The 23,210-nt window shown below is 65.3% G+C and carries 19 protein-coding genes; 11 read left to right on the top strand and 8 right to left on the bottom strand.

Features of this window, described 5'->3' with window-relative positions; genetic code table 11:
* The first annotated feature begins 3 nt into the window (after nucleotides 1-3).
* Complete coding sequence (locus NNX35_RS09125) at nucleotides 4-1,884, top strand: bifunctional sugar phosphate isomerase/epimerase/4-hydroxyphenylpyruvate dioxygenase family protein (protein ID WP_255867560.1); 1,881 nt, start codon at nucleotides 4-6, stop codon at nucleotides 1,882-1,884.
* Nucleotides 1,885-2,640: an IclR family transcriptional regulator C-terminal domain-containing protein gene (locus NNX35_RS09120; RefSeq protein ID WP_255766135.1), complete on the top strand. Its 756-nt coding sequence runs from the start codon at nucleotides 1,885-1,887 to the stop codon at nucleotides 2,638-2,640.
* Here NNX35_RS09120 and glsA read toward each other — a convergent pair.
* From glsA to NNX35_RS09105, 3 genes are read right to left on the bottom strand one after another with little or no spacing between them, the layout of a single operon-like run.
* Nucleotides 2,637-3,587, bottom strand: a complete 951-nt coding sequence (gene glsA / locus NNX35_RS09115; RefSeq protein WP_255867559.1) for a glutaminase A — start codon at nucleotides 3,585-3,587, stop codon at nucleotides 2,637-2,639. The genes NNX35_RS09120 and glsA overlap by 4 nt on opposite strands.
* Complete coding sequence (gene gadC / locus NNX35_RS09110; protein ID WP_255766137.1) at nucleotides 3,584-5,212, bottom strand: putative glutamine/gamma-aminobutyrate antiporter GadC; 1,629 nt, start codon at nucleotides 5,210-5,212, stop codon at nucleotides 3,584-3,586. The genes glsA and gadC overlap by 4 nt, the downstream gene beginning before the upstream one ends.
* A 17-nt stretch (nucleotides 5,213-5,229) precedes the next feature.
* A complete protein-coding gene (locus tag NNX35_RS09105; protein ID WP_255766138.1) occupies nucleotides 5,230-6,609 on the bottom strand; it encodes a glutamate decarboxylase in 1,380 nt (459 codons plus the stop codon).
* Between the two features lie 300 nt (nucleotides 6,610-6,909).
* Here NNX35_RS09105 and NNX35_RS09100 point away from each other — a divergent pair, with 300 nt between their 5' ends.
* The 4 genes from NNX35_RS09100 (at nucleotide 6,910) to NNX35_RS09085 (ending at nucleotide 11,038) form a co-directional block, all read left to right on the top strand.
* A complete protein-coding gene (locus tag NNX35_RS09100) occupies nucleotides 6,910-7,320 on the top strand; it encodes an Hsp20/alpha crystallin family protein (protein WP_227921809.1) in 411 nt (136 codons plus the stop codon).
* 32 nt (nucleotides 7,321-7,352) lie between these two features.
* A complete protein-coding gene (locus tag NNX35_RS09095; protein ID WP_255863035.1) occupies nucleotides 7,353-9,359 on the top strand; it encodes an MFS transporter in 2,007 nt (668 codons plus the stop codon).
* A gap of 165 nt (nucleotides 9,360-9,524) precedes the next feature.
* Nucleotides 9,525-10,799, top strand: a complete 1,275-nt coding sequence (locus tag NNX35_RS09090; RefSeq protein WP_255867558.1) for an inorganic phosphate transporter — start codon at nucleotides 9,525-9,527, stop codon at nucleotides 10,797-10,799.
* Nucleotides 10,796-11,038, top strand: a complete 243-nt coding sequence (locus NNX35_RS09085; RefSeq protein ID WP_257794955.1) for a hypothetical protein — start codon at nucleotides 10,796-10,798, stop codon at nucleotides 11,036-11,038. Before NNX35_RS09090 ends, NNX35_RS09085 begins: the two co-directional genes overlap by 4 nt.
* A gap of 66 nt (nucleotides 11,039-11,104) precedes the next feature.
* Here NNX35_RS09085 and NNX35_RS09080 read toward each other — a convergent pair whose 3' ends face one another.
* Entirely contained in the window at nucleotides 11,105-12,238 is a 1,134-nt protein-coding gene (locus tag NNX35_RS09080; RefSeq protein WP_255867557.1) for an alkene reductase, read from the bottom strand.
* A 128-nt stretch (nucleotides 12,239-12,366) separates the two neighbouring features.
* Here NNX35_RS09080 and NNX35_RS09075 point away from each other — a divergent pair, with 128 nt between their 5' ends.
* Complete coding sequence (locus NNX35_RS09075) at nucleotides 12,367-12,903, top strand: dihydrofolate reductase family protein (protein WP_255766142.1); 537 nt, start codon at nucleotides 12,367-12,369, stop codon at nucleotides 12,901-12,903.
* Here the strand turns inward: NNX35_RS09075 and NNX35_RS09070 are convergent.
* Nucleotides 12,900-13,388: a PaaI family thioesterase gene (locus NNX35_RS09070; RefSeq protein WP_255863032.1), complete on the bottom strand. Its 489-nt coding sequence runs from the start codon at nucleotides 13,386-13,388 to the stop codon at nucleotides 12,900-12,902. The genes NNX35_RS09075 and NNX35_RS09070 overlap by 4 nt on opposite strands.
* A 19-nt stretch (nucleotides 13,389-13,407) precedes the next feature.
* Here NNX35_RS09070 and polA point away from each other — a divergent pair, with 19 nt between their 5' ends.
* From polA to NNX35_RS09050, 4 genes are all read left to right on the top strand, one after another.
* Nucleotides 13,408-16,251, top strand: coding sequence for a DNA polymerase I (gene polA / locus NNX35_RS09065; protein WP_370647005.1), 2,844 nt, complete (start codon nucleotides 13,408-13,410; stop codon nucleotides 16,249-16,251).
* 40 nt (nucleotides 16,252-16,291) lie between these two features.
* Complete coding sequence (locus NNX35_RS09060; protein WP_255867555.1) at nucleotides 16,292-17,632, top strand: GNAT family N-acetyltransferase; 1,341 nt, start codon at nucleotides 16,292-16,294, stop codon at nucleotides 17,630-17,632.
* A gap of 277 nt (nucleotides 17,633-17,909) precedes the next feature.
* Nucleotides 17,910-19,382 (top strand): 30S ribosomal protein S1, encoded by a 1,473-nt coding sequence (rpsA, locus tag NNX35_RS09055; protein ID WP_227921792.1) that lies wholly within the window; start codon nucleotides 17,910-17,912, stop codon nucleotides 19,380-19,382.
* Nucleotides 19,383-19,647: 265 nt separating this feature from the next.
* Nucleotides 19,648-19,773: a hypothetical protein gene (locus NNX35_RS09050; RefSeq protein WP_255867554.1), complete on the top strand. Its 126-nt coding sequence runs from the start codon at nucleotides 19,648-19,650 to the stop codon at nucleotides 19,771-19,773.
* A gap of 11 nt (nucleotides 19,774-19,784) precedes the next feature.
* Here NNX35_RS09050 and NNX35_RS09045 read toward each other — a convergent pair whose 3' ends face one another.
* The 3 genes from NNX35_RS09045 to NNX35_RS09035 all read right to left on the bottom strand — a co-directional run bounded on the left by NNX35_RS09045 (nucleotide 19,785) and on the right by NNX35_RS09035 (nucleotide 23,199).
* Nucleotides 19,785-20,759, bottom strand: a complete 975-nt coding sequence (locus NNX35_RS09045; protein WP_257795032.1) for a LacI family DNA-binding transcriptional regulator — start codon at nucleotides 20,757-20,759, stop codon at nucleotides 19,785-19,787.
* Between the two features lie 104 nt (nucleotides 20,760-20,863).
* Nucleotides 20,864-22,318, bottom strand: a complete 1,455-nt coding sequence (locus NNX35_RS09040; RefSeq protein ID WP_255867553.1) for a GH1 family beta-glucosidase — start codon at nucleotides 22,316-22,318, stop codon at nucleotides 20,864-20,866.
* Nucleotides 22,318-23,199: a carbohydrate ABC transporter permease gene (locus NNX35_RS09035; RefSeq protein WP_370647031.1), complete on the bottom strand. Its 882-nt coding sequence runs from the start codon at nucleotides 23,197-23,199 to the stop codon at nucleotides 22,318-22,320. Before NNX35_RS09035 ends, NNX35_RS09040 begins: the two co-directional genes overlap by 1 nt.
* Nucleotides 23,200-23,210 lie beyond the last annotated feature (11 nt).

The following is a 23,210-nucleotide window of genomic DNA, read 5'->3' as shown; positions in this document are numbered from 1 at the left end:
ACCATGCGCACGTCAATTGCCACCGTCTGCCTGAGCGGGACGCTCGAAGAGAAAATGCGGGCCTGCGCCGATGCAGGCTTCGACGGCGTCGAAATCTTCGAACCGGACCTTCTGGTCTCTCCGTCCAGCCCGGAGCAGATCCGCGCCCTGGCGGCCCACCTGGGACTGACCCTGGACCTGTACCAGCCGTTCCGGGACTTTGAAGGCGTCGAGGACCCCCTGCTCGAAGCCAACCTGGACCGCGCCCGGGCAAAGTTCGAACTGATGAACCGCCTCGGGATCGAAACCATGCTGCTGTGCAGCAACGTGGGCACGGCGACCATCGACGACGACGCCGCGGCGGCGGACCAGCTGCGCCGGCTGGGTGAACTGGCGGCCGGCTACGGGGTAAAGGTCGCCTACGAAGCACTCGCCTGGGGACGCTACGTAAATGACTTCGAGCATGCCCAGCGCATAGTGGACCTGGCCGACCACCCGCAGATCGGCACCTGCCTGGACAGCTTCCACATCCTCTCCCGCGGCTGGGACCCGGCCGCGATCGAAAAAATCCCGGCGGAGAAAATCTTCTTCGTCCAGCTCGCCGACGCGCCCGAACTATCCCTCGACGTCCTCTCCTGGAGCCGGCACTACCGGGTCTTCCCCGGTGAGGGCGCGTTCGACCTGGTGCGGTTCATGGCCCATCTGGTCCGCAGCGGCTATGACGGACCGGTGTCCCTGGAGATCTTCAACGACGTGTTCCGGCAGACCGCCGAGGACCGCACCGCGGTGGACGCGATGCGGTCCCTTATCTGGCTGGAGGAGCGCACGGCGTCGTACCTCTTGCAGCACGACGGCAGTGCGCACTATCCGATGTCCCTCGCGACCCTGCCGAGCGTGGCCGAGCCCACCGGGTTCAACTTCGCCGAGGTCAAGGCCGGGAACCCGGACACGGTCTCCGCGCTCCTGCACCAGCTGGGCTTCACCTTCGCCGGGCGGCACCGGACCAAACCCGTGCAGCTGTGGACCTCCGGCACGGCGCGGGTGATCATCAACGGGCAGCAGGCCGGCGGGATGGAACCGGGCATTTCCGCACTCGGGCTGGACGTGCAGGACCCGCAGGCCGCAGCTTCCCGCGCGGTGCAGCTGCGGGCCCGGCCGGTGAGCCGGCGCAGCCAGGCGGATGAGCAGGTGCTCCAGGCCGTGTTTGCCCCGGATTCCACGGAGGTCTTCCTCTGCGAAGCCAACGCCGACGGCACTGCCGCGTGGGCGGACGAGTTCGGACCCGCGGCGACGCCCGGCCCCGGGGAAACCGCCGGGCAACCGCCGCAGCCGCTGATTTCGGCCATTGACCACATCAACCTGTCCCAGCCGTGGCAGCACTTCGACGAAGCGGTGCTCTTCTACGAGTCCACGCTTTCGCTGACCCCTATTGCCTCGCAGGAAGTCCCCAGTCCCATGGGCCTGGTCCGCAGCCAGGTGATGCGCAGCGCCGACGGCGGGGTGCGGCTGGCGTTGAACATTGCTCCGTTGATCGTGGAATCCGGGCCCGGCGGCGCGGAGTACCCCCAGCACGTCGCTTTCACCTCCACCGATCTGGTCGCCACCGCCCGCCAGGCGGCCGAAAGGGGGCTTCGGTTCCTCCCGGTGCCGGCCAATTACTATGAGGACCTGGCAGCCCGCTTCCGGCTTGATCCGGGGTTCCTGGCGGAACTGCAGGGGCTGAACCTGCTCTATGACCGCGACGGCGACGGCGAATTCCTGCACTTCTACACGGGCACCGTGGGCAACGTGTTCTTCGAAGTGGTGGAGCGGCGGGGCGGGTACGAAGGTTACGGTGCACCCAATGCACCCGTTCGGCTGGCCTCCCAGTACCTGGCTTCCCGCGGGGAACCGAAAGCGCGTTAAGTGGAGGGCGCAGACGGCTATTACGTGAAATCGGTTGAGAAGGCCTTCGCCGTGCTGGGCGCCTTCACGCTGAACGTGCCCGAACACACGGTCAGCTCCGCAGCCGCGGCGGCAGGCATCAGCCGGGCTGCGTCGCGCCGGTTCCTCCTCACCCTCCGGGACCTCGGCTACCTGGGCTTTGACGGAACCACTTTCCGGCTGGCGCCGAGGACCCTGGACATCGGGTCCTCGTTCCTGGCGCATCTTTCCCTGCCGCACGCCGCCGAGCCGCACCTGAAGCAGCTCTCCGTTGACCTGGGCGAGACAACGTCGCTCTGCATCCTGGACGGGACCGACGTCGTCTATGTTTCGCGGATCACTTCCCCCCGGCTGGTGCGGGTGGCGGTCAACGTCGGGACCCGGTTCCCGGCCTGGGCCACTTCGATGGGCAGGGTGCTGCTGGCGTCCCTGCCCGAGGCGGAGCAGGAAGCCTATTTCAGCACCGTGGAACTGATGCCTTACACCGCGCGCACCGTCCGCACCATCCAGGAGCTGAGGGCGTCCGTTCGGGAGACCGGCGAGCGGGGCTGGTCACGGGTGGCTGATGAGTTGGAGGACGGCCTGCGGGGCGTGGCCGTTCCGGTCCGCAGCGGCGACGGCACAGTGGTCGCGGCCGCCAACGTGTCGCTGCAGCTGCACAGCGCCGAACGCGTGGAGGAGACCGTGCTTCCGCCGCTGCGCGCCGCCGCAGACCGGATAGGCCGGGACCTGGGCTAGTCGCTGTACTCGGTGGCCTTGTAGATACTCAGGCCCAGCGCCGCGGCAACCTGGGCCACCGCACGCTGTGCCTTGACGCTGTTGCCCACCTCGTCCAGCGGCGGCGCAAACCCGGCAATCGCCAGCTTGCCGGGCATGATGGCCAGGATGCCCCCGCCCACGCCGGACTTTCCCGGCAGTCCCACGCGGTAGGCCCAGTCACCGGAGGCGGTATACATCCCTTCCATGGTCATCTCGGCCAGCATGGCCGGGATGTTGGCAGCCTGCACCACCCGGTCCCCGCTCAAGGGATTGATTCCCTTGTTGGCGATGGTGGCTCCCATGGCCGCCAGGTCACGGGCGGTGACGAGGGTGGAGCACTGCCGGGTATACACATCACACGCTTCCATCGGATCCGAATACATGGTGCCGCCCGAGTACAGCAGCCAGGCAATCGCCCGGTTGTGGAAGTTGGTGGACTGCTCGGAGTTATTCACCTCGTCACTCAGCGTGATTCTCCGGCCGGCAAATGCGCTCTGGACCTGCAGGATCGCCTCCCACCGATCCTCGGCGTTGTCGCCGGGAATCAGGGAAACCGTGGACATGGCTCCGGCATTGACCAAGGGCGAAACCGGTGTGTCACCGTGCAGCGCAACGGAAATCACCGAGTTGAACGGCTCCCCGGTAGGATCCGCACCGACCTTTTCCTGGAAGGTTTCCAGCCCCACCTGTTCCATGGCCCACGCCATGGAGAACACCTTGGAAATGGATTCCAGGGCAAATTCGAAGCCTGTGTCACCGGCTTCGAACAACGCTCCGTCCGCGGTCATCACGCAAATCCCGAAGAGGTCCGGGTTCACGGACGCCAGGTACGGGATGTAGCTGGCGTTCCTGCCCCCGGAGTCGTTTCGGTGGTCTGCGTACGCCGTCCGGACCGCCGATTCAATTGCGGTGTCATCGAGTGTCATACCGCCGTGCTCCCGCCGTGCCCGCCGCCGTCGTCGTGCGAGAACATCACCGGCGAACCGGAGGATTCCGCTTCCCTGGTCAACTGTTGGGTGGAAACACTGGACTCCGAGACCGTCCCGGGATGCGAATGCTCAATCTGCCACGTGAACGGAACGAACTCGCTGGTCCGGTCCCGCCAGTGCGGCTTGCGGAAGGCATAAATAAGGAACGGCAGGATGACCATCACCACAGCCCCGCCCACAAGGATGCCCACGTAGACTTCCGGGGATCCTACGGAAATCTGGTCGGGCGGGATGAAGCTGAAGGCGAAAGCCATCAGTGAACCGAGGAAACCCACGCCGCCGATAATCCACATGCCGACGTCGCCTCCGGGCACCCGGTAGGGCCGCGGACGGTTCGGCTGGCTGTAGCGCAGGTAAATCGCGGCAGCGAACATCAGCATGTACATGATGAGGTACAGGATCACCGTCAGCTGGCTCAGGATCTGGTAGGCGGCCTGAACCGAGGGCAGCACTACGTAGGTCAGTCCCAGGCCGGTGACCATAAAGGCCTGGAAGAACAGGATGTGGGTGCCCATTCCATTCTTGTTGGTGTGCTGCCAGAAGCGGGGGAGGTAACCTGCCTTCGCCACGGCAAGCATGCCCATTGACGGACCTGCCACCCAGGTCACTACGCCGGCGAGGACGCCGATCAGCAGCATAAACGCGACTATGGGTCCAGCCCAGCCAATGCCGGCCCATTCAAACATGTCGTTGTAGGAGGTCAACAGGCTCTGGGTGAGGTTGATATCGGCCTGGGGCACCACGAACGCGATGGCCAGGGTTCCCAGCACGAAGATGATGACGGTCCCTGCCGCCGCGGTCAGCACGGCGATCGGGTAGTCGCGGGTGGGGTTCTTGACCTCTTTGACGTGGATCGCGTTCATTTCCATGCCGGCGTAGAAAAGGAAAATCGACGCCGCGAGCACCACGTTGGAGAAGTTGCCGAAGTCGGGAATGAGTTCGCCCCAGCCCAGCTGGATCTGCGGGGTGTTACCGGCAAAGAAATAGGAGAAGCCAAGGACGATCAAGATGGCCGCCGGAATGATGGTTCCGATGATGCCGCCCCACTGGCTTACCCGGGAGAAGGCCTTCGCACCGCGGAAGGCAATGAACGTGGCCAGCCAGTAGACCACCAGGACCACCGCGAGGACGAAGAGCTTGTTTCCTGCGAGTTGCGCGTCAAGGTTCTGGTTGTCCCCGGTGTAGGCCAGTGACACAGCGCCGAACGTCAGCACGGTGGGGAACCAGATGGTCACCTCGATGAAGAGCATGAACATGGCCAGGAAGGCCCACCGCGGCCCGAACGCCTCGCCGACCCATCGGAAGACGCCGCCCGTCTCCGGCCATCCAGTGGCCAGCTCCGCGGCCACGAGGGAGACCGGAATCAGGAAGACGACGGCGGCCAGGACATAGTAGAAAATCGAGCTCAGGCCGTACTCGGCCTCCGACGGAAGCCCGCGGAGGCTGACCACGGCCACAATGTTCATCACCGCCAGGGCGCCGATGGTGATCTGGGCATTCTGCTTCGATTTCGCCCGCTGCTGATCCGCTGCGGGGGAATTTGCTGCCTTCGAATCGCTCATTTAGGCCACCTCCTCGATTAGTGATGGAATCCGGGACGCTCCGCCTCGCGAGGCATCGGGGCACTCAGCTGATCCAGGTACGTGGTTTCCCGTCGGATATCCGCCAGCAGTTTCTCTGCCAGGTCCATACTCAGCCCGTTGCGGACCACAATCCGTTCCACCGTCAGGTTCGAGAGGTTGTCCGGCAGGGGATAGGCGGGCACGAGCCACCCCCTGGTGCGGAGCCGCTCCGCCAGGTCATACAGGTTCCACTTGTCCGTGTATCCATCTTTCAGCCGCCAGGCGAACACCGGGATGTCGGAGCCGTCGTTCCACAGTTCGAAGGGGCCCAGCTCAGCGATCGCGCCGGACAGGTGCAGCGCAACGTCCTGCGAGGCCTGCTGGATCCGTGCATAGCCGTCGCGGCCCAGGCGCAGGAACAAGTAAAACTGCAGGACCACCTGTGCACCGGGGCGCGAGAAGTTCAGGGCAAAGGTCGGCATATCGCCGCCGAGGTAGCTCACGTAGAAAATCAGGTCCTCCGGAAGCCACTGCCGTTCCCGCCAGACCACCCAGCCGAGCCCCGGATAGACCAGGCCGTATTTATGGCCGGAAGTGCTGATCGAGTGGACCCGTTCCAGCCGGAAGTCCCACTCCAGGTCCTGTTGGATGAACGGCGCGATCATGGCGCCGGACGCCCCGTCCACGTGGATGGGAATGTCGAGGCCGGTGGAGGCCTGGATCTCGTCCAGCTTGGCCGCGATCTGCTTTACCGGCTCATACATGCCGGTGTAGGTCACGCCCATGATGGCGACGACGCCGATGGTGTTTTCATCGACATAGTTCTCCAACTCGAAGCCGTCCAGGCATTTGTGCTCTTCACTGATGGGCACCAGCCGCGGCTCGACGTCGAAGTAGTTGCAGAACTTCTCCCAGCACACCTGGACCGCGGAACTCATCACCAGGTTCGGCTTATCAGTAGGCTTTCCCTCGCTGCGGCGCCGATGCTGCCAAAGCCGTTTGAACGCCAATCCGCCCAGCATGCAGGCTTCGGAGGAACCGACCGTCGAGGTGCCGATGGAGTTCTCCGGGGAGGGGGAATGCCACAGATCGGCGAGGATCCGCCAGCAGTTCTGCTCAATCTGCGCAGTCTGCGGGTATTCGTCCTTGTCGATCATGTTCTTGTCGAACGTCTCGCTGTAGAGCCGGTTCGCGTGGTCGTCCATCCAGGTGCTGACAAACGTCGCCAGGTTCAGGCGTGCGTTGCCGTCCAGCATGGTTTCGTCATGGACAATCTGGTATGCCGTTTCCGGCAGCATTTCACCATCATTCAGCCGGAATTTCGGAGCGGCAGTCTCCTCGCCCGGCCGGGCAAAAAGCGGATTGACGGAAAGCGAATCAGGATTTTTCTGCACCATTTTGGAAGCCTCTCATCGACAATATGCCAACCGGCAGCAGGCCGTAGTGAACGGCGGTGGGTCCCCCCAAGGCTGCGCGCAGGAAAAACTCTACGCGCGGCAAATACCCGGTGCTAGGTTTGGTGCGGTTTACACGGCCCGGGGCCCAAAACGGCGGTAAAGGCAGTGTCCGGCAGCGCTTTTTCCTGGTCTTTCATTGAGGGCCGGCCCGTGCCGGACGTACCCTTGCCGGACCGCTTATTCCTGCCCGGCTCCCGCGCTCCAACGCCGCCGGACCGGGCAATCGAGAAGGAGATATCCATGGCTTCCCTTGCACGGCGCGAGCGTTTTGAACTGCCGGACCAGGTCCGTAAATTCTTCGAGGGGGACTGGGAGGTCCCTGCCTTCCCCGTCGAGGAATACCAGGACGGCTCGGCCATGGTGATCCGGGCCGAACTGCCCAACATCAATCCGGAACAGGACCTGGACGTCACGGTGAGCGACGGGGTCCTGCATATCAAGGGGGAACGGAAGGAAAAGACGGAGCACAAGGGACGGCACGGCTACCGTTCCGAGTTCCGTTACGGGTCATTCACCCGCGAAATAGCACTGCCGTCCGGAGCCAGCCAGGACAATGTCACGGCTACCTACAACGACGGCGTGCTGGAGGTGCGTGTGCCGGTCCCCGAGGTTGGACCATCGTCAACCAAGGTTCCCATCTCGCGGGGCTAGGGCGGCCGCCGAGCTGAAGCCGAAGGAACCGCATGACTGAACGGCCAGCAGCACGCAAGGGCGCGCGGACGTTCCCGGACTGGCTGGTCATTGCCACGCTGGGCTGCGGCGGCATAGTGGTCTCGCTCGAAAAAACCGCGGTGGTTCCGCTGCTGCCGGAATACCCCCGGATCTTCGGAGTCACCTCCGACGACGTGTCCTGGCTGGTCACCGTCACGCTGCTCTCCGCAGCGGTGGCAACCCCCATCGTCTCCCGGCTCGCGGACATGTACGGCAAACGCCGGATGCTGCTGGTGGCCATGGCCCTGATGGTTGCCGGCGCTTTCACGGCCTCCATCGGCGGGACCTTCACGTGGGCCCTGGTCGGCCGCGGGCTGCAGGGCCTTGCCGGTGCGGTGATACCGGTGGGGATCAGCATCCTGCGGGAAACCCTGCCGCAGAAGAAGATCGCCGGCGCCGTTGCGCTGATGAGTGCCAGCTTCGGCATCGGCAGCGCCCTGGGGCTGCCGCTTGCCGGGCTGGTCTATGCACGGTTGGGCTGGCAGGGCACCTTTTGGGTGGTGGGAGTGATTGGCGCGTTGGTGATTGCCGCCGTCGTCGTCTTTGTTCCGGAGTCGAAGGTCCGCAACCCGGCACCGTTTGACTACGTCGGGGCCCTGCTGCTGTCGGCCGCCATGACCGCCGTATTGCTGGCCATTACCAAGGGCGGGGTCTGGGGCTGGACCAGTTACCCGATCCTGGGCCTTTTTGCCGCCGCCGCCGTCTGCTTCGCACTGTGGTTTCCGGCGGAGCTGCGCAACGGACAGCCCCTGGTGGACCTGCGGACATCCGCCCTCCGCCCGGTCCTGCTCACCAACATCGGAGCCGTCCTGGTGGGCTTTTCCATGTACGCGAACATGCTGGTCACCACGCAGCAGCTGCAGCTCTCGAAGGAGACCGGCTATGGCTTCGGGCTGAGCGTGCTCGCGGCCGGCCTCACCATGATCCCGTCGGGGCTGGCCATGGTGGCGGCTTCCCCGGTCTCGGCGCGCATCACCAACACGTACGGAGCCAAGGTCACGCTGGTGACCGGCTGCACCGTTATGGCTGCGGGGTATCTGGCACGCATCCTCTTCGTGCACACGGTTCCTCAAATCATCACCGGGGCCGTGATCGTGTCCATCGGCACGGCAATCTCCATGGCCGCCATGCCCACCATCATCATGAGCAACGTCCCGCTCACCGACACAGCGGCAGCCAACGGCCTGAACACCCTGCTCCGGTCCGTAGGCACCTCCACCTGCAGCGCAGCAGTGGCCACTATCCTGGCCTCGCTGACAATAACCATCGGCGGCAGCAGCTTCCCCGGACTGGACGCGTTCCGGACCATTTTCGTGTTGGCCGGTCTGGCGGCACTGGCCGCCGCCGGCGTCGCCTGCCTGATTCCCCGGTCCCGCCGGCACGAGGCCACGCACCCGGACCTGCACGCCGACGGCGGACAACGGCAGCCGCAACCGGAGGAAAAGCGGGAGATCATGGTCAGCGGACGGCTGCTGTCGGCCGCTGACGGCAGGCCGGTGGGCCGGGGCACCGTCACTGTGCTGGACAGCGGTGGCAGTCCGGTGGACTGGGACCGCACGGACCAGGACGGCGGCTATGCCGTCCTGCTTCCCGGCGAGGGACAATACGTCATGGTTGCGAGCCAGGCCAGCTGGCTGCCGGTTTCGGAAGTGCTGGCCATCCGGGGTGCGGCGGTACATCACGACCTCCATTTCCGCCGGCCGCTGGCCCTCACGGGACGGATCCGGCATGCCGGCCGCGCCGTCGCTGATGCACTCGTGATCCTGGTCCGGCCGGGCGGAGAGGTAGCAGCCTCGGCCCGTTCAGACGGCAGGGGGAACTACGAGCTGCCCCTGCCCGGATCCGGTGAGTATGTCCTTAGCGTCATTGAACCGGATGCCCGGACCACCCACACCCGGACCGTGGTCCTCCCGGCGCCGGACACCGTGATCGACGTGGAACTCGGAGGACGGGAACCGCACACCGGCCTCAGGATCTGACCGGGCCGCCCATCAGCGAGACCAAGGGCACATCTGCCGCTTTGGTACGCGCCTGTCCAAGCGCATACGATCAATCTGGCGTAAAGCGGGCGTCGGCAGCCAAACACGTGCCGAGCTATGTCCCGCTGCGCGGATTCTTTCACTCGTCTTTAGTTAGGGTATGCGGTGGACCTCACCCTCATGGTCGCGCTGGTGATCGCGCTAGCACTATTCTTCGACTTCACCAACGGTTTTCATGACACCGCCAATGCGATGGCTACCCCCATCGCAACCGGTGCCATCAAGCCCAAAACGGCCGTCGCCCTGGCGGCCGTGCTCAACCTGGTAGGTGCCTTCCTCTCCACGGAGGTAGCCAAAACCATCTCCGGCGGACTCATCAAGGAAGGTGAGGGCGGGATCCAGATTACCCCCGTCATGATCTTCGCCGGCCTGATGGGCGCCGTCATCTGGAACCTGATCACCTGGCTGCGGGGACTGCCGAGCAGTTCCTCCCACGCCCTGTTCGGCGGGCTGATCGGTGCCGCGATTGTCGGCGCCGGATTCGGTTCGGTGGATTACTCCGTGCTGATGTCCAAGGTTGTCCTGCCTGCGCTGATCGCTCCGTGCATCGCCCTGTTCGTGGCTTATCTCGCCACCAAGCTGGCGTACCGGATCACCCGCCGGCATGATCCCGATTCGGGCAACAAGCTGCCCCGCAAGCGCGGCGGCTTCCGCTACGCCCAGATCTTCTCCTCCTCCCTGGTCGCCCTGGCCCACGGCACCAACGACGCCCAGAAGACGATGGGTGTGATCACCCTTGTCCTGGTTGCCGGCGGCCTGCAGACCTCCGGCACCGGCCCCGCCCCCTGGGTCGTTGCAGCCTGTGCCATTGCCATTGCCGCCGGAACCTACGCCGGCGGCTGGCGCATCATCCGCACCATGGGAACCGGCCTGACCGAGGTCAAGCCGGCACAGGGCTTTGCTGCCGAAACCAGTACGGCCGCTGCCATCCTGGCCTCGTCCCACCTGGGCTTCGCACTGTCCACCACCCAGGTCGCCTCCGGCTCCGTCATCGGTTCAGGCCTGGGCCGCAAGGGCGCCGAGGTCCGCTGGGGCACCGCAGGGAAGGTCGGTGCCGGCTGGCTCCTCACGCTTCCCGCTGCCGCCGTCATGGGTGCCATTGCGGCGCTCATCGCGTCCATCGGCACTGCAGGTGTGGTTGCAATCTCCATCCTCGGCACCCTCACCATCCTGGGCATCTTCCTGTGGTCCCGCCGCAGCCCGGTGAACCACGACAACGCCGTCAGCGACATTGAAAATGCCGGCGAAGTAGTCCGCATCAAGAAGCGCCGCGGCAAGAACAACCGCAAGGGCAAGAACGGCAGCACCGGCAAGAACAACAACTCCGGTAAGAGCGGAAGCACCGCTGCCGGGGTCAAGGTCAAGGAAGGTTCCAAATGAACATCCACTGGATGGACTACCTGACGGTCTTCGGCGTCACGCTTCTCGCCGCACTGACCGTGGTCTGCATCTATTCGTTCGGGGTTCGCCTGTACGCGGTCTCGCTCGATGCTGAGACCGGTTCCACCCCGCGCAACCGCGTCGCCCTGGCAAAGGCCGGAGCGTTCACCTGCTTCGCACTTAGCGCCGCAGCGGTACTGTTCGGGATTTACCTGATTGTCCCGGCGCTGCACGGCTAGGCTTTCAGAAACACTAAAAGGCCCGCAGGATCATTTGATCCTGCGGGCCTTTTACGTTGGTGGTGCCTAGTTCTGCAACGCCGGGTCCGGGGCGTAGAACGGGTAATCCGTGTAGCCCTCGGGTCCGAAGGAGTAGAACGTCGTTGCGTCCGGGGTGTTCAGCGGCAGGTCTTCCTGCCAGCGGCGCGCGAGGTCCGGGTTGGCGATGGCCGGACGGCCGACAACGACGGCGTCGCCCAGTCCGTCGTCCATCATGGCCAGGGCTTCCTCGCGGGTGGTGAGGGGGCCGAAGCCCGTGTTGAGCAGCACCTTGCCGCCGAAGCGGGTGCGGAGGGCCTGGACCAGCTCGCCGGCGGGATCACGGTGCAGGATGCTCAGGTACGCGAGGCCGAGCGGTGCTACGGCATCCAGCAGGACGCCGTACGTGGCAAGCACATCCTCCGGGTCCATCTCCAGGCAGCCCTGCACATTGTGTTCGGGCGAAATGCGCAGGCCAACCCGGTCGGCGCCGATTTCGGCCGCCACGGCGGAAAGGGTTTCAATGACGAACCGTGCACGGTTTTCGGGGCTTCCGCCGTAGTTGTCCGTGCGCTGGTTCGCCGTCGGGGAGAGGAATTCATGCAGGAGGTAACCGTTCGCTCCGTGCAGCTCCACGCCGTCGAACCCGGCGTCCACCGCTGCCCTGGACCCGCGCACGAAGTCCGCGGTCACAGACGCCAGTTCTTCGGTTTCCAGTGCACGCGGCACTGTGTACGCCTGCTTGCCGTCATAGGTGTGGGACATGCCGTCCATGCCCACGGCACTCGGGGCTACGGGGTCCACGCCGCCGTTGATGTTCGGATGGGTCACCCGGCCGGCGTGCATGACCTGCGCGACAATCCGGCCGCCGGCTTCATGCACGGCGTCGGTGACCCGGCGCCAGCCTGCCAGCTGCTCGGGGTCCACGAGCCCGGGCTGTCCGGGGAATCCCTGCCCTTCACGGCTGGGATACGTTCCTTCGCTGACGATCAGGCCGAGCGAGGCGCGCTGGCTGTAGTGCTCAACCATCATCGGGCCCGGGATGCCGTCGCGTCCGGCCCGCTGGCGGGTCAGCGGTGCCATCACGAGGCGGTTGGACAGTTCAAGGCTGCCGGCGGTCATCGGGGAAAACAGGTTCACTAAGTAACTCTTCCTATCGATTGCCGCTGCCCGCGCCTGCATAGGCAGCGCTGACAGCGGCAGTGTGGGTTCATAGGCGCAACCCGGTACCCCGCCAACCTATTCCGCGGGCGACGCCGACTGTGGCGCAGCCCATACCCGTCCGGCCGCCGGCTGGCTACCATGGCGGCATGGTGCGGACTGTGTACTACGCCTCGGTTTCCCTTGACGGATTCACCGCCGACGACGACGCCGGCCCGCCGGAGGACCACCGGTTCCGGGTGGCCGAATCACCGGCGAACGCCGGTGCCGTGGTGATGGGGGCGGGGACCTACGGCCGGCTGCAGCGGCAGGTAGGGGAGGGCGGCGCCGACGCGTGGGACTGTCCGCCCGGGCCTGTCTGGGTCTACACACATCACGAGTTTCCCGCCGTCGCCGGAGCGGACATCATGTTTGTCCGCGGTCCGGTGGAGGAGTTCGCGGCGGACATCGCGGACTCGGCCAACGGCGGGGACGTCTGGCTGCGGGGTGTGGATCTGGCGGGCCAGTACCTGCACCACGGACTGCTGGACGAACTGCGCCTGGTGGTGCATCCGGTCCTGCTCGGCAGTGGCCGGCCGCTGCTGCCCCTCGCCGCGGAACGGCCGGCGCTGCTGCTCAGCGCCCGGCCGTCCGCCGACGGCAGCGTACGGCTGTGTTACGGGATCCACGCCGGGCAGGAGCCCTAGCGGGACTCCCGGATCATGTTCGTGATGCGTGCCGTGGAGAGCCTGCGGCCGTCCTCGTCGGTCATAACCACTTCGTGCGTGGTGAGGGTGTTGCCCAGGTGCACGGCCGTGGCCGTTCCGGTGACCAGCCCTGAGGACGCGGACCGGTGGTGCGTGGCTCCGATTTCTATTCCCACGGCGTGCCGCCCGGGTCCGGCATGGATACCGGCTCCGAAGGAGCCGAGGGTCTCGGCGAGGACCAGGTGCGCGCCGCCGTGGAGGATGCCTGCCACCTGTTCGTTGCCCTCCACCGGCATGGTGGCCACCAGCCGGTCCGCCGACATCTCGAGGAAACGGATGCCCATCTTCGCCACCAGCCGGCCCACGCCGTGCGCGGACAGCCAGTCATGCATCTCTTCCGGGACACCGGCGTCGATAAGTTCCTGCTTGTAGGGGTTGGTGTCCGCCTGATGGCCGGAAGGGCCCGGCGTGAAAATCTCGCTCATGGCAACTAGGCTTGCATTTGTGAGTGAATCTACCAAACTGGCTACGACCCCCCTTAGCAGCAACATTAACGGCGACATTAACGGCAACACGGGAGACGACGGCAAAAGCAGCGTTGATAACGGCGGGACCGCCGTCGAAACCCCGGGCACCCCGGGTGCAGCGCCCGTTTCCCTGGGAACCGTGAACGCCGGGGGACACAACCGGCTGCTGGTGATTGACGGACACTCCATGGCATTCCGGGCCTTCTACGCGCTCCCGGCCGAGAACTTCTCCACCGACACCGGCCAGCACACCAATGCCGTCTACGGTTTCACCTCCATGCTGATCAACCTGATCAAGGAGGAGAAGCCCACTCACGTGGCCGTGGCCTTCGACCTGGACACGCCTACGTTCCGGTCTGAGGAATACACCGAATACAAGGGCGGCCGGAACAAGACGCCCGAGGAGTTCCACGGGCAGATCGACCTGATCATCAAGGTCATGGAAGCCATGCGCATTCCCACACTGTCCATGGACGGCTACGAAGCGGACGACATCCTTGCGACGCTGGCCGAGAAGGCGTCCGCCCTCAACTGGGACGTCATGGTTGTCTCGGGGGACCGGGATGCCTTCCAGCTGGTGGATGACCACGTCACGGTGTTCTACCCCAAGAAGGGTGTTTCCGACCTGCCGCGCATGGACGCCGCAGCCGTGGAAGCAAAATACCTGGTTCCCCCGGACAAGTACTCAGACCTCGCTGCCCTGGTGGGCGAGAGCGCGGACAACCTGCCCGGCGTCCCGGGTGTGGGTCCCAAGACCGCTGCGAAGTGGATCAAGCTTTACGGCGGGCTGGAGGGCATCCTCGAGAACCTGGACTCCATCAAGGGCAAGGTCGGCGATTCCCTGCGCGAGAACATCGAGGACGTCAAGCGGAACCGGCGCCTGAACCGCCTCCTGCGGGACCTGGACCTGCCGGTGGACCTCGAGGCCATGGCCGCCCAGCGGCCGGACCGGGAGGCCATTGAGGAACTCTTTGACGCCCTTCAGTTCAACGCGCTGCGCAAGCGGCTCTTCGACGTCTACGGGGAAGATGAGGGCGAGGCCGCCGCGCACGCCGAAGTGCCCGCCCCTGAACACAGCATCATCACCGATGCCGGGGAACTGGACAGCTGGTTCCGTGCCGCCAACCAGGCCCGCACTGCCGTGCAGTTGGTGACGGAGGGTGCCGCCGGGGCACGCGACGTCGTCGGCATTGCCCTGGTGACGGACGCATCGGCCGCCTACGTGCCGCTCACCGAGCTCGACAGCGCCGCCGAGCAGGTGCTGGCGGACTGGCTGGCAGACCTTGACGCGCCCAAGGTGGTCCACGATTTCAAGGAGGCTTACAAGGCACTGGCTGCCCGCGGCCTCCACCTGGCCGGCGAGGTCGATGACACCGCCATCTCCGGCTACCTGATCCAGCCGGACCGCCGCAGCTATGAGCTGGCGGACCTGGCGCAGTACCACCTGAAGATGAACATTGTGCCCGCGGCGGCCGCCAGCAACCAGCTGGAACTGTCCCTCGGGGACGAAGACGCGGCAACACCCGCCGTGTCCAAGGCGTTTGCCGCCCTGCGGCTGAGCGAGCACTTCGCCGGCCAGCTCGTGGAGCGCGGCGCCAACCAGCTCCTCGGCGGACTGGAACTGCCGCTGTCCGAGGTCCTCGCGGAAATGGAACTCGCCGGCATTGCGGTGTCCTCGGAGAAGCTGGACCGGCTGCTGGACGATTTCAGCGCCACCATCACCCGCGCGAGCGAGGAAGCCTTCCGGATCATCGGCAAGGAGATCAACCTCGGCTCCCCGAAGCAGCTGCAGGCCGTCCTCTTCGACGAACTCGGCCTGCCGAAGACCAAGAAGATCAAGACCGGGTACTCCACCGACGCCGATGCGCTGACGGACCTGATCGTGAAGACCGGACATCCGTTCCTGGAGCAGCTGCTCGCCTTCCGCGACGCGTCCAAGCTGCGCTCCACCGTCGAGGGCCTGCGGAAGTCCGTTGCCGACGACGGCCGCATCCATACCACTTACGCCCAGACAGTGGCCGCCACCGGACGGCTGTCCTCAGTGAACCCGAACCTGCAGAACATCCCGATCCGATCCGAAGAGGGCCGCCGCATCCGCGAGGTCTTCGTGGTCGGCGAAGGCTACGATTCGCTGCTCACCGCGGACTACTCGCAGATCGAAATGCGGATCATGGCCCACCTCTCCGGCGACGAAGGGCTGATCGCCGCTTTCCAGGCGGGCGAGGACCTGCACCGGTTCGTCGGGTCCCACGTGTTCAACGTGGCCCCCGAAGAGGTCACCAGCGCCATGCGGTCCAAGGTCAAGGCGATGTCCTACGGACTGGTCTACGGCCTGAGCTCCTTCGGCCTGTCCAAGCAGCTGGCCATCCCGGTGGACGAGGCCCGGACCCTGATCCGTGACTACTTCGAGCGGTTCGGTGCCGTGCGTGACTACCTGCGCGGCGTCGTCGAGCAGGCCCGCAAGGACGGCTTCACCTCCACCATCGAGGGCCGCCGCCGTTACCTGCCGGACCTGTCCAGCGACAACCGGCAGCTCCGCGAAATGGCCGAACGGGCCGCACTCAATGCCCCCATCCAGGGATCCGCGGCGGACATCATCAAGAAGGCCATGCTCGGCGTGGACAGCGAGCTGAAGGCGCAGGGGCTGAAATCCCGGATGCTGCTGCAGGTCCATGATGAACTGGTCCTCGAAGTCGCCGCCGGGGAGCGGGACGCGGTGGAGAAGCTGGTGCGGGAGCAGATGGGTTCCGCGGCGGACCTGTCCGTTCCGCTGGATGTCTCCGTCGGCGAGGGGATCAGCTGGCACGAGGCCGGGCACTAGGCACTACCGCCGAAACTGCCGCCTAGACACAGGGGGAACCATGGATACGGACCACAGCACGGACAGCACGGACAGCACCGCGGACGGGCTGCGGTTCGCTTCCTTCCCCGCCGGCTACGACGCCGCAGACCCGGGCAAGGCCGACGAGCGGACCGCCAGGTGGTTCGACGCCGTCAACCTGGGTTTCCACGAGGCCCGCACCAAAGCGGAGGGGCTGCCCGCCCAAGTGGACGGCTACCGGCGGGACGGCCGCGTCCTGACCGCGGTGTACGACGACGGCCTGCCGGAGTATGCCTGGGATCCGGCCGTGCCTGTGGCCACCTACGGGACCATGGTCAATGACCTGAACGTCGGGGGAAGCGAACTGCTGCCCGCGCACCTGGTCACGGCAGTCACCGTCCGTCCCACGCACCGGCGCCGGGGCATCCTGCGGCGGATGATTACCGCGGACCTCACCCGGGCCAAAGACTCCGGCCTGGCGGTGGCCGCCCTCACCGCGTCGGAAGCAACCATTTACGGGCGCTTCGGGTTCGGGGCCGCCACCTCCACCGCCGGCGTCGAACTGGACACCCGCGGCGGCCTCGAATTCGCTGCCCCGCCGCGCGGCAGTATCGCGATTGCCGACGCCGACAAGCTCCGGGGGCTGGCGCCGGAAATCTTCCGGGCCCATCTGGAACGCACCTTCGGCGCCCTGGGCCGGCAGCATGCGTACGCCATGCGTGCCGCGGGAGAGTGGAGCGGGGAAAACACGCAACCGGACCTGGCCGTGCGCGGTGTTCTCCGGTACAACGCAGACGGCGTCCCGGACGGCTATGCGGCCTACAAGTCGCTGGGCTGGCAGAACGAGCCGCACACAGTGAAGGTCACCGACCTGGTGGCGGCCAGCGACGAGGCCTACCGCGAACTCTGGCGCTACCTCGGATCCATTGACCTGGTGGACCGGCTGTCCTTCTCCGAGGCCCCGGTGGAGGATCCGCTGCCGTGGATGCTGACTGACCGCCGGCGGTACAAGGTAAAGCACGTCGAGGACGTCCTGTGGCTGCGGATCCTTGACCCCGTTGCCGCACTTGCTGCCAGAGGATACTTCGGTGACGGCACGGTAGTGCTCGACGTCGACGATCCGATGGCGCTGGCAGCGGGGAGTTTCGTGCTCGAGGTACGCGGCGGCGTCGGAACCGTGCGTCCGGCCGCAGCCGGAAAAGAAGCGGACACGCCGCGGGTGCAGCTGACTGCGGCGGCACTCGGTTCCCTGTATCTGGGGGCAGTGAGTGCGCGGACGCTGGCGGCAGCCGGGTCGGTGCAGGCCGGGGAAGCGGCCCTGGGCGTCCTGGACGAGCTGTTTTCGGCCGGACCGGCGCCTTACTGCAGCACGCATTTCTAATCACCTGAGTGGCAGTCGCGTATTTTTCAGCCACGGACCGGCAGTTCCCTTTGACCTGCGTTGGCGGGTCCGGCTAGACTGATCGGGCGCGTAATAGCGCAAGTTATAACCAATCCTGTCCATCTCCGGGCAAACAAGCTGTTCGTCTTCGGCACTTTCGTGCCTTCGGCATTCACTTGGGCAAGTATCTTGCCTGCGGGGGCCACCCGGCCCAACCGCCGGTTAGTGGAAACCAGTCCGGAATACAAAACAACTTCCACATCGGAGTCCCAACTACATGACCATCACCACCAACGAGAAGTCCGGTACCCCGCAGGTCGCCATCAACGACATCGGTACTGCCGAGGACTTCCTCGCCGCGATTGACGCAACGATCAAGTACTTCAACGACGGCGATCTCGTCGAAGGTACCGTTGTCAAGGTTGACCGCGACGAGGTCCTGCTCGACATCGGTTACAAGACCGAGGGTGTCATCCCTTCCCGCGAGCTTTCCATCAAGCACGACGTTGATCCCGGAGACGTTGTCTCCGTTGGCGATCAGGTCGAAGCCCTGGTGCTCACCAAGGAAGACAAAGAAGGCCGTCTGATCCTCTCCAAGAAGCGTGCTCAGTACGAGCGTGCCTGGGGCGACATCGAGAAGGTCAAGGAAGAAGACGGCGTCGTTACCGGTACCGTCATCGAGGTTGTCAAGGGTGGTCTTATCCTCGACATCGGGCTGCGCGGCTTCCTGCCGGCATCCCTCGTGGAGATGCGTCGCGTCCGCGACCTGGCTCCGTACATCGGTCAGCAGATCGAAGCCAAGATCATCGAGCTGGACAAGAACCGCAACAACGTTGTTCTGTCCCGCCGTGCCTGGCTCGAGCAGACCCAGTCCGAGGTTCGTTCCACGTTCCTCAACAAGCTGGAAAAGGGCCAGGTTCGTCCCGGCGTTGTTTCCTCCATCGTCAACTTCGGTGCATTCGTGGACCTTGGCGGCGTAGACGGCCTCGTCCACGTTTCCGAGCTGTCCTGGAAGCACATCGACCACCCCTCCGAGGTTGTCGAAGTTGGCCAGGAAGTCACCGTTGAGGTTCTGGAAGTTGACCTTGACCGCGAGCGTGTCTCCCTGTCGCTGAAGGCTACGCAGGAAGATCCGTGGCAGACCTTCGCCCGCACCCACGCCCTCGGCCAGGTTGTTCCGGGTAAGGTCACCAAGCTGGTTCCGTTCGGTGCGTTCGTCCGCGTCGAAGACGGCATCGAAGGCCTGGTCCACATCTCCGAACTGGCTGTCCGCCACGTGGAGCTCGCCGAGCAGGTTGTCTCCGTTGGTGACGAACTGTTCGTCAAGGTCATCGACATCGATCTCGAGCGTCGCCGCATCTCGCTGTCCCTCAAGCAGGCCAACGAGGGTGTCGATCCCGAGGGCACCGAGTTCGATCCGGCTCTGTACGGCATGGCCGCAGAGTACGACGAAGCCGGCAACTACAAGTACCCGGAGGGCTTCGACCCCGAGTCCAACGAATGGCTCGAAGGCTACGAAACCCAGCGCGCAGCTTGGGAGCAGCAGTACGCTGACGCCCAGGCACGTTGGGAAGCCCACAAGAAGCAGGTCGCTCAGCACAACTCCGAGGACATCGCTGCTGCTTCGGAATCCACCGATTCCGGCACCACCAGCTACTCCTCCGAGCCGGCCGTTGCCGAGACGGGTGCCGGCACGCTGGCTTCCGACGAAGCCCTGGCTGCACTGCGCGAGAAGCTCACGGGAAACTAATTCCCACTGGTTCCGCTGTCCGGTAAGCCGGACCGTGTAACTGCCTAAAGCGGGCCTCCACTTCGGTGGGGGTCCGCTTTTGCGTGTACGGGCGTGTCTGGGTGCGGACGGGTGGGCGGCCGCTAGGGTAGCCCGGAGAACGGTTTTTCGATGTCGATCAGGGGGAGGTCAGGGGGAGAGGTCAGGGGGGATCAGGGGGAGGTCAGGGGGAGATCATGGCGGAACAACGGCGGAAGCCGGATCCGGTGCCGAGTTCGCAGCCCTGATGACCGCCTCGGTGCTCACCACCGTCGTCGGCGCCTACGCCGCGCTCGTGGCATTCGTTGTCCTGCTGTTCCTGTTCTGGCTGGGTCCGGAACCGGCGTTCCCCATGGCGGATTCTGCGGGATGACCCAGGCTCGCCTAGGCCGAGTCCCGCACCACCAGCGATGTCGGGAGGCGGTTGACCCGTTCGGTCGGCCGGCCTTCAATCAGGTCCACCAGCACCTCCGCCATCTTTGCCCCGAGGGCGGTGATCGGGTGGTGGATGGTTGTCAGGGCAGGACTAAGGCTGGTGGCGTAGTAGTCGTCGTCGAACCCCACCACGGCGATATCCTCCGGGATGCGCAGCCCCCGTTCCTGCAGCACCGAATACGCACCCGACGCCATCTGGTCGTTTGCCGCGAACACAGCGTCGATCTCCCTGCCGCGGTCCAGCAGGCGGCGCATCGCGGCCGCCCCGGAGGCTACGGTAAAGTCCCCGGTCTCCACCAGGGCGTCATCCAGGCCTGCCCGGCGGACTTCTGCCCGCCAGCCGGCGAGCCGGTCCACACCCGCAAGCATGTCCTGCGGCCCGGCGATCGTGGCAATGCTCCGCCGTCCGGCGCCGGTGAGCCTGGCCGTGGCCGCGGCAGCGCCTTCCTCATTGTCCACTTCCACGAAGTAGCTCTGGCCGGCGTCCACCAGCGGACGCCCGGCGAAAACCACCGGCAGCTGGCCGTTCAACCGCTCCCAGGAATGGTCGCCCGTGTGGTGTGAAACCACGAGCACGCCGTCCACGTTGCCGCCCAGCAGGTAGCGGCGGGTTTTCTCCGGGTTGGATTCCGAGGAGGTCACCATGTTGAGCATGTATTCGGTGGTGTTCAGATAACGGGCGATTCCTTCCACCACACTGGCGAAGAAGGGATCCGCAAAGACCTTGGAGGTGGACTCCGGAACGAGCAGGGTCACCGTATACGTCCGCCGGCTGGCCAGGGTCCGGGCGGCGCGGTTGGGTACATAGTTCAGCGCCCGGACGGCCTTTTCCACCGAGTCGGCCATGCTCGGGTCAACCGACGGTGAACCGTTGACCACGCGGGACACCGTGGCCCTGGAAACGCCGGCCAGGGCGGCCACCATTTCCAGGGTCGGTGCGGGGCGCGCCTGGCCGGATTCAGCACTCACAGTTTTCTCCTACGCGACTGAGGGCTGAGACGCCCGATCGGTGCCCAGTTTACGGGACGTCACACCATCGACGCGGCAGCCGTCCCACGGGTGCCGGAATCTTCGCCCCGGCTGGCTGCGATCAGCCGGCTGTAGGCAAGGCCGCTGTCCTTGACGGTGCGTTGCTGGGTGTCGTAATCCACCCGGACAATGCCGAAACGCTTGCTGTAGCCCCAGGACCACTCAAAGTTGTCCATCAGGGACCACACGAAGTAGCCGCGGACGTCTGCTCCCGCCTCAATTGCACGGCCCACCGCGGCGATGTGGTCCATGATGAAGCCGGTCCGTTCGGCATCCGGCACGCTTCCGTCGTCGCTCACGACGTCGTCGTAGGCAGCCCCGTTTTCGGTGATGTACAGCGGCGGCAGCGCCGGGTACTCCTCACCGAGGCGGACCAGGAGCCGGCGGAGCCCGTCGGGGTTGACCTCCCAGTCCATGGCGGTGCGGGGCAGGCCGCGGCTCGGGAAGGTGATGTGTTCGGCCCCGATCCACGGCGACGCAGCTTCCCGGCCGGAACCGCCGGAGTGGCCGTCCGTTCCGCTGTTATCCGGATGCCCGCTGATGAGGTCATCGTGGTAGTGGTTGACGCCGAGGAAGTCGATCGGGGCGGAGATGATGTCCAGGTCACCCGGGTGGATGACGTCGCCCAGGCCGAACGGTTCCAGGTCCTTCAGTGAATCCTCCGGATAGGCGCCGCGCAGGATGGGGTCCAGGAAGATCCGGTTCTGCAGGGAGTCAAAAAGCCGGGCGGCTTCCAGATCCACGGGATCGGAGCCATCCCGCGGGATGGAGTTGCTGAGGTTCAGCGTGATACCCAGCTGCTGGGCGCCGCGGGAACGGAGTTCGTTGACAGCCATGCCGTGGGCGAGGTGCTGATGATGGACCGCTGCGATGGCCGCACGGGGTTCCTGCCGGCCCGGAGCGTGTACCCCGGACCCGTAGCCCAGCAGGGACGAGCAGAACGGTTCGTTGAAGGTGGTCCAATGCTGCACCCGGTCCCCAAGGGCGGAGTAGACATCATTGGCGTACTCAACAAAGCGGTACGCAGTGTCCCGGTTGGCCCAGCCGCCCTTCTCTTCCAGGGCCTGCGGCAGATCCCAGTGGTAGAGGGTGAGCCAGGGCAGGATCCCGGCGCCGAGGAGTTCATCCACCAGGCGGGAGTAGAAGTCCAGCCCCGCACTGTTGGCGCCGCTGTCTCCCGGCCGCACCCGTGCCCAGCTGGTGGAGAAGCGGTAGGAGTCTAGTCCAAGGTCCTTCATCAGGGCGACGTCGGCGGGCATCCGGTGGTAATGGTCCACCGCGGTTGCCGGGGTGTCGGAGTTCCTGATGTTTCCGGGGGTGCGGGCGAATGCGTCCCACACGGAGTCTTCCTTCCCATCCTCCCACGCGGCTCCTTCAACCTGGGCGGCCGCCGTGGCGGACCCCCAGATAAAGCCGGCCGGGAAATTCTTCCACTCCGTGGCGTTGTTCGTCATTAGCCCTTCACTGCTCCCTGCATGATTCCGGATATAAGTTGTTTGCCTGCCACCGCAAAGAGGATGAGCAGGGGAATGGTTGCCAGCACGGCACCGGTAAGGACCACCGAGTAGTCGGTATACCGGTTGGACTGCAGCTGGCTCAGGGCCGTCTGCAGGGTGGGATTGCCGGCGTCGAGTACCAGCAGCGGCCACAGGAAGTCCGTCCACGCCGACATGAACGTAAACAGGCTGAGGATGGCCATCGCCGGCCGCGCGGCGGGCAGGGCCACATGCCAGAAGGTCTTGATCATGTTGGCGCCGTCCATCCGCGCGGATTCGATCAGCTCGTCCGGGATGACGTCCACCAGGTACTGGCGCATAAAGAACACTCCGAAGGCGGTCACGAGTGTCGGGATGATTACCGCACCGATCTCACCGGTCCAGCCATAATGCCGCATCACCATGAAGAGGGGGATGATGCCGAGCTGGGTCGGAATCGCCATGGTTGCTACTACTGCGACCATCAGCCCGTTGTTCCCGCGGAACCGCAGCTTCGCAAAGGCGTACCCCGCCAGCGTGGAGAACATCACCACGGAAACGGTGATGATGGTCGAGATCAGGATGCTGTTCCACAAGGCCGTCCAGAACGGAATCGTGTCGAACACCTCGGCAACATTGGTCCAGAAATTGCCCCCTGGCAGCAGCGGCGGCCAGGTGAGGCTCAATGCCTCATTGGACCGGCTGCCCACCACCGCGGACCACCAGAGCGGATAGGAGGACCCGATGAAGAAAGCAAGCAGCAGGCCGTAGGTCAGGTAGCCAGGGCGAAGGCCGTTGCCCAGGAGCCGATGCCGCAGTGCCGGACCGCGGCGCACCGGCTGCGGTTGGGTTCGCGGCACGGTCTTTTGTT

The organism is Arthrobacter sp. zg-Y844, from assembly GCF_024385465.1.
Lineage (GTDB): Bacteria > Actinomycetota > Actinomycetes > Actinomycetales > Micrococcaceae > Arthrobacter_B.
Note: the sequence above shows the minus strand (reverse complement) of the source record. Positions and strands in the feature narration are given on the sequence as shown.

What these genes read in the sequence shown, in the direction of transcription:
- NNX35_RS09125 (WP_255867560.1), top strand. Translation starts at nt 4, where the DNA reads ATGCGCACGTCAATTGCCACCGTCTGCCTGAGCGGGACGCTCGAAGAG.
- glsA (WP_255867559.1), bottom strand. Translation starts at nt 3,587, where the DNA reads ATGACACTCGATGACACCGCAATTGAATCGGCGGTCCGGACGGCGTAC.
- gadC (WP_255766137.1), bottom strand. Translation starts at nt 5,212, where the DNA reads ATGAGCGATTCGAAGGCAGCAAATTCCCCCGCAGCGGATCAGCAGCGG.
- NNX35_RS09105 (WP_255766138.1), bottom strand. Translation starts at nt 6,609, where the DNA reads ATGGTGCAGAAAAATCCTGATTCGCTTTCCGTCAATCCGCTTTTTGCC.
- NNX35_RS09100 (WP_227921809.1), top strand. Translation starts at nt 6,910, where the DNA reads ATGGCTTCCCTTGCACGGCGCGAGCGTTTTGAACTGCCGGACCAGGTC.
- NNX35_RS09095 (WP_255863035.1), top strand. Translation starts at nt 7,353, where the DNA reads ATGACTGAACGGCCAGCAGCACGCAAGGGCGCGCGGACGTTCCCGGAC.
- NNX35_RS09085 (WP_257794955.1), top strand. Translation starts at nt 10,796, where the DNA reads ATGAACATCCACTGGATGGACTACCTGACGGTCTTCGGCGTCACGCTT.
- NNX35_RS09080 (WP_255867557.1), bottom strand. Translation starts at nt 12,238, where the DNA reads ATGCAGGCGCGGGCAGCGGCAATCGATAGGAAGAGTTACTTAGTGAAC.
- NNX35_RS09075 (WP_255766142.1), top strand. Translation starts at nt 12,367, where the DNA reads ATGGTGCGGACTGTGTACTACGCCTCGGTTTCCCTTGACGGATTCACC.
- NNX35_RS09070 (WP_255863032.1), bottom strand. Translation starts at nt 13,388, where the DNA reads ATGAGCGAGATTTTCACGCCGGGCCCTTCCGGCCATCAGGCGGACACC.
- NNX35_RS09060 (WP_255867555.1), top strand. Translation starts at nt 16,292, where the DNA reads ATGGATACGGACCACAGCACGGACAGCACGGACAGCACCGCGGACGGG.
- rpsA (WP_227921792.1), top strand. Translation starts at nt 17,910, where the DNA reads ATGACCATCACCACCAACGAGAAGTCCGGTACCCCGCAGGTCGCCATC.
- NNX35_RS09050 (WP_255867554.1), top strand. Translation starts at nt 19,648, where the DNA reads ATGACCGCCTCGGTGCTCACCACCGTCGTCGGCGCCTACGCCGCGCTC.
- NNX35_RS09045 (WP_257795032.1), bottom strand. Translation starts at nt 20,759, where the DNA reads ATGGTGGCCGCCCTGGCCGGCGTTTCCAGGGCCACGGTGTCCCGCGTG.
- NNX35_RS09040 (WP_255867553.1), bottom strand. Translation starts at nt 22,318, where the DNA reads ATGACGAACAACGCCACGGAGTGGAAGAATTTCCCGGCCGGCTTTATC.